This window comes from Natrinema hispanicum (assembly GCF_900111485.1).
Taxonomy (GTDB): Archaea; Halobacteriota; Halobacteria; order Halobacteriales; family Natrialbaceae; genus Natrinema; species Natrinema hispanicum_A.
In genome coordinates this window covers 11,296-21,654 of record NZ_FOIC01000029.1, presented here as the reverse complement: position 1 = coordinate 21,654, position 10,359 = coordinate 11,296, and the positions used below count along the sequence as shown (strand labels likewise).

The 10,359-nt window shown below is 59.8% G+C and carries 9 protein-coding genes; 1 reads left to right on the top strand and 8 read right to left on the bottom strand.

Annotated elements, in window-relative coordinates; translation table 11 throughout:
- Positions 1–228 precede the first annotated feature (228 nt).
- The 8 genes from cas2 to cas6 all read right to left on the bottom strand — a co-directional run bounded on the left by cas2 (position 229) and on the right by cas6 (position 9,180).
- Positions 229–501, bottom strand: a complete 273-nt coding sequence (gene cas2 / locus BSG09_RS16685) for a CRISPR-associated endonuclease Cas2 (protein ID WP_092935113.1) — start codon at positions 499–501, stop codon at positions 229–231.
- Positions 498–1,493: a CRISPR-associated endonuclease Cas1 gene (gene cas1 / locus BSG09_RS16680; protein WP_092935111.1), complete on the bottom strand. Its 996-nt coding sequence runs from the start codon at positions 1,491–1,493 to the stop codon at positions 498–500. Before cas1 ends, cas2 begins: the two co-directional genes overlap by 4 nt.
- Positions 1,490–2,080: a CRISPR-associated protein Cas4 gene (cas4, locus tag BSG09_RS16675; RefSeq protein ID WP_092935109.1), complete on the bottom strand. Its 591-nt coding sequence runs from the start codon at positions 2,078–2,080 to the stop codon at positions 1,490–1,492. Before cas4 ends, cas1 begins: the two co-directional genes overlap by 4 nt.
- A complete protein-coding gene (gene cas3 / locus BSG09_RS16670; RefSeq protein ID WP_092935107.1) occupies positions 2,077–3,960 on the bottom strand; it encodes a type I-D CRISPR-associated helicase Cas3' in 1,884 nt (627 codons plus the stop codon). The genes cas4 and cas3 overlap by 4 nt, the downstream gene beginning before the upstream one ends.
- Positions 3,961–4,662, bottom strand: coding sequence for a hypothetical protein (locus BSG09_RS16665; protein WP_092935105.1), 702 nt, complete (start codon positions 4,660–4,662; stop codon positions 3,961–3,963). It lies immediately after the preceding gene.
- Entirely contained in the window at positions 4,655–5,596 is a 942-nt protein-coding gene (cas7d, locus tag BSG09_RS16660; protein WP_092935103.1) for a type I-D CRISPR-associated protein Cas7/Csc2, read from the bottom strand. The genes BSG09_RS16665 and cas7d overlap by 8 nt, the downstream gene beginning before the upstream one ends.
- Before the next feature lie 19 nt (positions 5,597–5,615).
- Positions 5,616–8,069 (bottom strand): hypothetical protein, encoded by a 2,454-nt coding sequence (locus tag BSG09_RS16655; RefSeq protein ID WP_217650154.1) that lies wholly within the window; start codon positions 8,067–8,069, stop codon positions 5,616–5,618.
- 262 nt (positions 8,070–8,331) lie between these two features.
- The gene (gene cas6, locus BSG09_RS16650; protein ID WP_092935101.1) at positions 8,332–9,180 is read right to left on the bottom strand and encodes a CRISPR system precrRNA processing endoribonuclease RAMP protein Cas6; all 849 of its coding nucleotides are present in this window, start codon (positions 9,178–9,180) and stop codon (positions 8,332–8,334) included.
- 174 nt (positions 9,181–9,354) lie between these two features.
- On the opposite strand from cas6, the gene csa3 reads away from it, so the two are divergent.
- Complete coding sequence (gene csa3 / locus BSG09_RS16645) at positions 9,355–9,987, top strand: CRISPR-associated CARF protein Csa3 (RefSeq protein ID WP_092935099.1); 633 nt, start codon at positions 9,355–9,357, stop codon at positions 9,985–9,987.
- The last annotated feature ends 372 nt before the right edge of the window (positions 9,988–10,359 follow it).

The following is a 10,359-nucleotide window of genomic DNA, read 5'->3' as shown; positions in this document are numbered from 1 at the left end:
TGTTTCAATCCCGTTCTGGGTTTCTACCGCCCTGCGACCGCTGATCTCGCTCGAGGATCGTGGAGAACTCTCCAGGTTTCAATCCCGTTCTGGGTTTCTACCGCCCTGCGACAGGGGGTGAATTTTGCTTGAGCCGGTCCATAAACCTTACTCTACCCACGACAGCGCTGCCCGTTCTCGTGGACCCCTGCTGTACACGGCTTTGAAAAAGGTCGACGAAGGCCGACGTCAGATGACGTTCGATTGCTCGTCCGGTGGTTCGGTCCCGAGATCTGTCGTCGCCTCTTGGCAGGCTTCGCAGAGCCGATACAATCGGACTCGATCACCGTCCGCCGGGTCAATGTGCTCTTCGAGTTCGTCTTCGAGCTTGACCCGCTCGCTCTTCGACACGTCGAGTTCGAAGACACTGTACTGTCGCCACGCCCCATATCGTTCCAGCGTCCGATAGACGCGCCGACGATTCGTGTCGTCGCTGACATCGTACGTCACTGCGAGTCTCATCGCGACACCTCCAGTGCATGGTAGTCGTCGAGCTCACCCGTGATCGCTTTCCGCAGGAGGATCACTTGCTGTCGGATCGCCTTTCGGCGACTCACGCGGTACTCGAAGTGCGGGTGTGTCAACTCTTCGTCCATGTAGTCGTCGAACTTGCTCAAGTACGCTTGGAAGCCATCGTCGGTGAGTCGGTTGTCGTTTCCGAACTGATCGTGCGTGATTGTCCCTCGGTTGACCAAGCGCGTGACGAACGCGTCACAGAACAGCGGCCGGAACTCCTCTTGGAGATCGAGCGCGAGCGACGGTCGTCCGTGTCGATCGGCATGGAGCACGCCCAGGAAGGGATCGAGGTTGTAGCAGCGCAGACCGCTCAATACCTCGTTCTTCATCATCACGTAGGTCAGCGACAGCAGCGAGTTGATGTGGTCTTCGGGCGGGCGTTTGCTGCGCGTTTCGAACGTCCAGCCGTCGACGAGCGTCTCGTCGAGTCGGCCGAAGTAGCGTTCTGCGGCCTCGCCCTCTATCCCGCGAAGGTCGTCCTTGTTCGACGCAGTCGAAACGCGTTCGCCGAGATCCTTGAGGACGGTCGTTCCTCTCACGCCCTTCCGCGAGAGGATCGTCCGCGCGTTCCGGATCTTCGCCGCGATCATCGCCTTCGCGATCGCCAGCTCATCGCGGTCGTCGAGCGCGTACTGCGCGCGGCGGACTTCGGCGATTGTGTTGCGCTCCGGGACGAAGCTCCCCCGATACTTCCCGTTCTGCGTGAAGTAGTTGAGCACGATCCCGTGCTCGTTCGCCGTCGCGACGAATGGCGTCGAGAAGCTGACGCCACCGAAGACGTTGATCGTGTCGAGCTTCTCGACGGGGAACGATCCGAGTTCACCGTCGTCGCCGTCCACGTCGTAGATGACGACTTGACCGCCGTCGATACGCACCTGCGAACCCTGCGTCGTGACGTATACGACCGAGTCCTCGAACATCCCTTCGCTTGCCTTCATACGTATTCCTCCCACTCTGGACTTGGCATGCGGCCGGGCTCAAGCTCCAACGTCTCCTTGGGGAGACAGTACGATCGAACCGAACATGCGGTACACTTTTGCGGATTATCCGTTATCGATGGAACATCGTCTGGAGACATTGAACGCATCTCCTCAACCCGTTCGCGAACCGCATCCCGGTGATCCTCGGTAATTCGTACGTGCATGCGCTGGTCAGTCTCGTAGAGGTAGATCGCCCCCTCTCGAACCGGCTCTCCCAGATACGATTCCAGCAGGAGACAGTACCCAGCGAGCTGGACTTCGTCGCTCCAGTAGTAGTCTCCTCCTTCTGCGCGTTTACGCTCGATCGGGATCAGGTCGTTATGGAGTTCAAGGATGTCTATCCTCCCTTTAAGTCCGAGATCCTCGTCTTCGAGGTAGAGTTCGTCGACCCACCCCCCGCGATCCGACTTCGAGTCGTGGAGAGATGTCCCCTCAGTACGCTCGTAGTTGTCTCCCTGCGTGTCGAAGAAGTGGAGATACCAGTAGCGACGAGGGCAGTAACTGTACTGATTCAGGTCGGAGACGTTGATCAATTCCTCGTTCATATTTGGCGGCGCTCGACGTCTACGGACGTGACTCCGTCCTGTTGGACATATGCGACGTACTGGCCGTATCGGACTTCGATCGGCACCACCGCCTTCGGTAGCGAGAGATCGGAGAAAAACAGGCGGAGTACACCTTCGTCGACTTCTGTCTCGGTGAGGTCGGACTCCTCGATTTCCGGGTAGATCCACTGGGAGAACATCTCCTCAATCTCGCTGTTGGAACCACTGTAGTCACGCGGTCGATTATTGTAGCCGGGGAATCGAGCGGTGATCGCGACCGGTTGCTCCGAGTCTCGACGCTCGACGACGAGTGTCCCGTCGGACTCGATATTCTCGATGTCGTAGTATCGAAGCGTCGTCAAGAGGTCGTATGACGTGAGCGCCTGTCTGTCGCCCCGTGGATACCGAATGTCAATCGCTAACGAGCGACCACGGAGACTCTCGAAGGTCCCGAAGCAGTGTCGTGCGAAGTCGAGTATCTTCCGGGTGGAACTGTTCTGCATGATTGGAGACCCGAACTCGCCGGCACTCTCTAAGGTCGAGTCAACGGCGCGGAAGAACGCGCGCCACTTTCCGTACTCAGAGACCGACTCGAAGTCCTCGAACAGTTCTGGTCCAAACCACTCGTCGTCGGCCATCCGAGAGTGAATCGCATACGCCCCACGCATTCCGACGAGACTCCGGAGGGTCGCGATCTCCTCGTCTCGGCTTCGATGTGCTCCGAGCGCGTCGTAAACCGAGTCGACAAAGTCGAGATAGCTCATTTCGTCCGGCCACGCCATATCGCCGAGGCCGAACAGGTGGACGATTGCTTCGTGCTCCCGGCCGGCACGTCCGAACCGCTGGAGGAACGCGCTCGGCGTCGCCGGAGTCTCCATGAACAGTGTCTGAATGTCGTAGTCCAATCCGACCTCACCCTTGCTTGTCGTGTTGAGAATGAAGAAATTCCCGGACCCGAGATCCGCGTCCGGATCGTTCGTGTCGAAACCGTTGTCCTTCACGGCGTGTTCGAACACTTCGGAGAACTCCTCAGCGAGGTACGTGTGGAAGTCGTTGCTTGCGGCAACGCTGTTGAATACGAGCGCGACCTGCGGTTCGTCAGGGTCGCTGGCGTCGTTGACGAGTTCTTGGAGACGCTCCGCGACGGCTTCCCGCTCCTCGCCGATCGTACGCCCCTCGTGTCTGTCCACGGTCACCGGCTGGCGGAACTGATCGCCGTCAGAGACGTACTCGGCGGTGACGTCCCGGACTGGGATCGAGAGCTCGTCTTCGACGAATTCGACGAACGATTCGTTCGGCGTTGCGGACGCGAGGAGGATGTCCGTTCCGCGTCGGTCGTGCATGACGTGCATCTGCAGGAGGAGCCCGCTCGCGGCGAGAGCGTCGTAGAAGTGAAACTCGTCGTAGACAACTGCGTCGAAACGGTTGAAGAACGCCATCGGCTTCGTCGGACCCTGATACATGTTCTGAATGATCGCCTGCAGTATATCGGGGTTTGTGACGACAACATCGTGGCCTTCGAAGCGGTCGGCATGCTGTAGAAGGTTCTCGACGCGTTCGTCTCCGTGACCAGTGAGCGTGTCGGCGTTAAGCGGTTCAGCGCTGATGTCCTCCCACTCGCGGAACCGTTCGAGCTGTTGGTCAAGGAGTGCGTTCGTTGGATAGACGACTAGCGTCAGGGCGTTCTCCTCGACCACCTCGTAGAACGTCGCGGTCTTCCCCGCACCGGTCGGTGCTCGGAGGACGCCGACCGGTTCCGCAGCGTCGTCGTGCGCCCACTCGGCGATGCGGTTCTGGAACGCCCGGGCGTGGTCGAAGTCCCGTTCAGCGAACCCCTCTGCGGGCGGTTCGGTCGCAAGCGCGGCGCTCCGAACACGCATCTAGCTCACCTCCGGGATGATCGTCTCACGTGCATACTTCGGATCGACGCCGACGAAGTGCTGGAGTCGAGGGTCGTTACCGCGCTTGAACGAGTCGCTCCGCTCCAAGAGTTCGCTGAGCGTCTCCGTCGGGAGGTCGTAGACTTCCTCAAGGAGAAACCCGTTCAGCACGAGCTGGTTGAGGTCGGTTTCACTCGCGCGGAACTCTCCTGTTTGTCCGATACCCATTCGAAACGACGGCCGCTCTGGAAGCGGCTCGTCACTCCAGACGGTGAATTCAAATGTTGATCCGGGTGAGAGTCCAGAATATCGGCGGATGGTCTGCCAGCCGGCACCCGAGCGTTCGAGAACCTCCGGGACTGACTTCCCACCGGTCACCTGTTCGGCAACGTCGGGATCCGCCGTCGTGAAGTGCCGTTCGGAGCGGTAGTCGGTACTCCGAAACGTCCGTTCATCGGCCTTGACAGCGACTGGACGCATGTCGCTCACGAACAGCGGTAGCTCGCGGAGGTGATCGTACGAAGGAGATGTCGCGTCGTCGCCAACGAGCGCGTACCGCTTCTCGAGCCCGCAGTACCGGTAGCCGATCGCGTGCATAAGTGCGGTCGCGGATAGTATCGGCTGCGTCCGGACGGACCTCCCCTCCGCGCTCGAGTAGAACAGCGGAGCGTACAGCTGTGCCTCGTACGTCTGCTCAATCATTGGCACTGAACACGTCCGTCGCCGCTTCGGTGAGACGACCGAATTCTTCTAAGAGGATCTCGTCGGCGTCGTCAGTCTCCCGCGACGCAACGACCCGCATCTCCTCGTACCACTCGGGGAATGCGTCCGCACCGCCGAAGTCGCCGTAAACCTCCCAGTCGGCTCGGCGGACGTCCTCGACGTATTCAGCAATACTGTCCCCGACTGCGTCGTCCTCCTCGTGGTATTCCATAAGGAGCTCTCCCGTCGAGAGCGATGTGTCGTGATCGCCGAGGATAACGCCACGGATCGAGTTGCGGACATTACGCCCGGTCCGCGTCTCGCGGGCTCCGTATCGTCCCGTGTTGAGAACGTTGTGGAGCGCGTAGAGGAGCATCGGACCCGTCGCGGCTTCGAGCGTGATGAAGTGGACGAGCGAGTTCCCTGGTTGGACTTTGACGTAGTCGAACAGCGCTTCGGACTGTTCGTTCTCGTCGGTACGCATCGTCCCGGACTCGTACACCGCGTTCCGGGTCTCCTTGTTCATTAGGTCGTACTCGTCGGTCGTGTACGTGTAGCCCTCGATAACGCGGGACTTGATCGCAAAGTCTTGGTCGCCGGTGCCGGCGAGGCCGTACGTGAGCGTTCCGACGTTAATCGACTCGTCGAGCGTCGCGGGTTCGTTATACGTGTATTCGTCGCCGACGAGTTCGTCGTTGAGCGACCGGAGCAGGTCGAGACCGCTGAGCCGCTCTTTGCTCGTGAACTTCTCGCCGTTCACCTGTGCGTGCAACTGGTCACCGAACTGCTGGGTCTCCGCACGGTCGTTGTTAGAGTTGCGGAACAGCGTCGGTTCGGTGATCTCGCGTTCGACGACGAGCGTGACGCTCGGCTTCTGCGTGCGGTAGATTTCGAACGAGTCGACGAGGCCGGTTTCGGGGTACGTGAGAGTCATTGTGGATTAGTGAAGGGGATTAGTTATCGGACGATTCGGTGTCGTCGTCCTCGTACAGAACCTGCTCGTAGGCGTATAGGTACGAGTTGACGAGCGCGTTCTCCCAGTCGGAGAGTTTCTTGAGGGAGGCGAGGTCGTTCTCGACGAGATACGCCTGTAGGGCGTCGACGAACGCATCCGCCTCTTCTACGGTAACGTAGCCGGCATAGTCTTCGCGGTCCGCCGCGTCGTACACTTGTGCCGCTACGTGTTCGCGGAGGTCGTCATCGGACATCCGTTGGTTCTTCCCGCTGAGGAACGCGTCGATCGCCTCGCGGAAGATCTTCGTTTTCTTGTACTTGCTGTCGTACTGTTCGCCGAAGAGGTCGACTCCTCGTTCGGCGACGGTTTTCATGTCCATGAGTTGGGCTGTGTGGTAGGTTTCGAGATACGACTCGAGGTCGGAGAGGTGAGTCGCGTTCTCGTGGTTCTGTACGGCGAAGTTAGCGAGGTGGTGAAACGTGTCTTGGTCGAGTTGGAGATAGGAATTCCGCATCCCCGCCTCCTGTCCGACGGTAGCGATGATCTTGCAAAGCGCGAGCGCACGCCGGAGGTGCGACTGCCCGTGTCCGTCGTTACTGTCGGCGAACGACGGGAGCGGTCCGAACCGATCGAGTACGTCCAGATCGAGCAGTTCCTGCTGGCGGATCGCATCCTCGTCGACGAACGCCGCATTAGAGCTCTCGAAGCGCGTGAACGGGCGGCCGAGGACGACCTTCATGCCGGCGTCCTGTGCCGCCTGCATCAGCTGTCGAACGATGACCATCCGGTGGTTCTTTTCGCCCATCGCGGGATGTCCACCGAAATTGAACGGCTGGACGTAGTACTGTGGTCGGAGGAGACTTGTCTCTACCTCCGTGTCGCTGAGGTCGATCGTCTCGCCCTGCTGGAGACCGACGCGTCCACCACGGAGACGGATGTCCCCGAGAAACTCGTCGAAGTAGTAGTACGCGACGCCGACGTTCGAGTTCAGGTTGACGTCGGCGCGTTCGCACGTGTCCGAGAGGAGCGCGTACTCGAGGTTACACACCTCGCAGATCTTCTTGTATTTCGCGTGTGGGCGAACGCGTCGCGAGAATTCCTGCGTTCGGTAGACCGCCGAAAGCCCCTTTTGGTAGTCCGTCTCTGCCTCGGCCCCGCAAAGGAAGCACATCCCCCCCTTTGACCCGAGGAGCGCAGATGTCGTCGCGTCGAAGAACCGACCGACGACGGAACCGATCACGTCCGACTCAGGTTCGAGGTCGTCGTGCAGACGGGGCCGAACGTTCTCTCGAAGCTTCTCGAGGAACTCACGGTGTTCCTCGAAGTTCCGGAGGAGGTACGCGACGAAGTGGATCTTGACCTTCTGCGGGCCTTGTTCCTCGTATATTTCGTCGTACGCGGCCTGCACGTCTTCGTCGTCGAACTCCGATTGGCCGTCGATGTAGACTGCCTTCGCGAGGACCGGGAAGTACGGATCGAAGTCGTCCCGGATGTGTTCAAATCCTTCGACGCCGGCGGTCCCGTCGGCGAGGAGGTCTCGGAACGTCGTCGCGATGATCTCCTCTTTCTTCTCCGGGTCGAGCGCAAACTCGGAGAGGATGTCGTAGTCGAACGAGTTCCAGTTCAGCTTACACGAGAACGAATACCGATCGGTCTCGACGAGTTGTTGACTCAGGTGGCTTCCGACGCGTTCTCGAAGCACGTCGCGGTCGATCTCGTCACCGAGATACAGCACGCGATCGGGCGTGCTCCCGACGACGACGCCGTACTCTTCACCATCGTCCTCTCCCGAAATGACTTCCTTCGTCGCGCCGAGGAGTTCATCGTTGAGGATCGGCTGCTCGACCTGCGTCAGCTCGATGAGGTGGACTTCGTCGTCGTCGAGTTTCTTGCACAGTTTGGCGGACCCACTCTTGATACCGTCTCGGAGGATAACTGACGCAACTTGATCGCCAATCTGACAGTACCGATCGAGACCGGCGAACTCTGTCTCCGTTCCGCGGGTTTCACGGCTGTCCTCGTTCACCTCCGTCCGCTGGACGAGATAGTGGAGGTCGTCGCGGTAGCCCTCGCCGAGGAAGTCCTCGACGCCGAAATCGTCGCCGTTCTCGAAGTAGGCGTCGAAGGCCTCGCTCGTGTTCCCATCCGTCTCGACACCGTACGCCTCGCGGACGTACTTGTTTGTGTCGTGGAGCGCGAGCGCCGCCGCGAGCACCGAGAGTTCCTCTTCGAGCTCCATGATGTCGCGGCCGCCGTCGACGGCGTTGTACACGAAGGTGTTCACGCCGACCGTCATCGCGTTGATGATGTGGGCCGCGAGCGATGTCGTCTCTTCCGGCTCCGTCTTCGCGTCGTACTCGCCCGCGTGCTCGAGGACGTTCCCGACGAGCGGCGTGTCTATGATATACTTGTGTGCGTAGCGGGCCGCTGAGGCGGGTGTGTCGTGGGTCATTTCAGCTTCTCCTTGGTCGATAGACGTGAATCCAGTGTATGATCCCGCTCCGTTCGTATCGTGCGCGAGCTGGATTGATCATCGGTGCGTAAAGACCGTAGCACCGAATACATATATGCTTTAGGTGAGTGGGAGTGCACATCCATACGCTGCCCATCACAACTCCCATATGGGTGTGTCCCATCATTTCCCATCGGGGTCCGAGACGGGATTGAAATAGTGGCAGTGCCGATCCTGTTACCTAAAAACCCATTCTGGACCCTCATTCTTTCACTTCCACAGAGACCGTCCCACAGCCGCGCGAGACGAACGCGCCGACGCCGGCGTACTCGCTGAAGAGCGCGAGCGCCGTCACCGCGGTCCGGATGGCTTCGCTCGCGTCCTTGAACTTGTACGTGCAGTCGGCGGTGAACCCCTGACGGAGGATCGGACCGCCGTCCTCGCCGCGGTTGACGAGGACGCTGTCCGTCTCGTAGGTGTCCGCGTCGGGTTTCTCGATGAGGTTCGTCCCGAAGTCCTCGCGGGTCATCGCGATCTCAAACTCGTCCGCCCGCTCATCCGGGATCGTCGCGTTCCACTTGCGCAGTATCGAGGCGAATACGTGTTGTCTCACGGGAAACATGTTAGTTATACTGCTATTCTCTTTGACGCACGTCGGAGTCTCGAAGCGGACCTCGATCTCGAAGGTATCGTGATTCCGGGCGACGATCTCCGAAGCTTCTTTGAGGAGTTCCGCGTGGGTCGTGTTCGTGCTCGCGAAGTCGCGCACGCGGAAGTCGCCGTCCGCGAGTTCGATGGTGTCGCCCTCGAAGACAAAGGCGTTCGCGAGCGCTTGGAAGACCTCTTGGTCGCGCGGGTCGGCGACACCCAACTTGAGATCGTACGCCTCGTCCCGGATCACGCGTTTGTGGTGGTCGCGCTGGCTCCCGTCGAACGTTCCGAGGAGACCGCTGTTCGTCAGACTCCCGATCGAGGAATCATGGACGCGCGTGCTCACGTCCTCGTCGACGCCGTCGAGCGCCGAGAGAACCGCGCCGTAGATCTGGTAGCCGTTCGCGGTCGGCACCGGGAACGAGCCCTCCGGCTCGAGCGTTAGGTCGATCCGACGCATAACACCTCATATCGGTACACAATCGTATGTCGATCCATGATCACATCTGTATCAGTCATCAACTTGAATCTTTTTACGATTCTGAAAACGTATTCAGCAATTCGGGATCGCAACCGTACGATTACGCGATTACGAAGCCAAACCGTTTAATCGAACACGACTGCAATTGGATGTATGCGTACGTATATCTCCACGATCGGGCACTACAGTCCGCGGGTGATGCGTCCGATACTCGATAACGGCCTCGACGCGGATGATGTCGTCGTTCTCCTTCGGCCGCGCGGCGACACGAGCGATAGGGCGAAGAGCGCGATCCAAGACGTCGACCAGACCGTCAACGAACTCGGTCCCGGATCGGACGTCGTCGTCGAGGAGGTCAGCTACGAGGCGTTCGAAGCCGCTGTGTTAGAATGCGTCGACGTCCTTGAAGCTGCCGAGGGGACGGTGGTACTCAACTTCGACGGGGGCCCGCGGGAGATTTTCCTCCCGCTGACCGTCGCCGCGATCGCTCGGCCGGAGGTTGTCGACCTCGCACTCCAGTTCAGGGACGTCGACGAGGTGATCGAAGAGATCGGTCTTCCGAACCTGATGAGTCGCCCGTCCGACGCGACCCTCGATACGCTCCGATATCTTGTCTCCATCGACGAGAGTACGACACTTCCGAGAGTCTCCGATGAGACCGGGAAATCAAGGAGCACTATCGGTCGACACCTCGACGCGCTCGACTCCGATGGCGCCGTCGAGACGTGGATGGAGGGCAAAACCCGCCACGTCGCACCGACACTTGCCGGCCGACTCCGCACGTGAGTACCAATCTTCGTCAACCTTTTTCAAAGCCGTGTACAGGTGGGGTCCACGAATGACTCCTACATTCTCGCAGCCACAGAGAAAACTATAGGTGCTATCCCTCAGAAAACACCCCCTGTCGCGACGCCGTAGAAACCCGACCTGGGATTGAAACCCGTCGTCAGTGGCCTGCTGCCCGTCGAAATAGCCTGTCGCGACGCCGTAGAAACCCGACCTGGGATTGAAACTTGGCGTTCGGTCTGTGGGTGCGGGCTGTGCTCGGTCGCGACGCCGTAGAAACCCGACCTGGGATTGAAACTACGTCGTGTGGTTCACGATCGGGTCCTGCACCTCGAGTCGCGACGCCGTAGAAACCCGACCTGGGATTGAAAC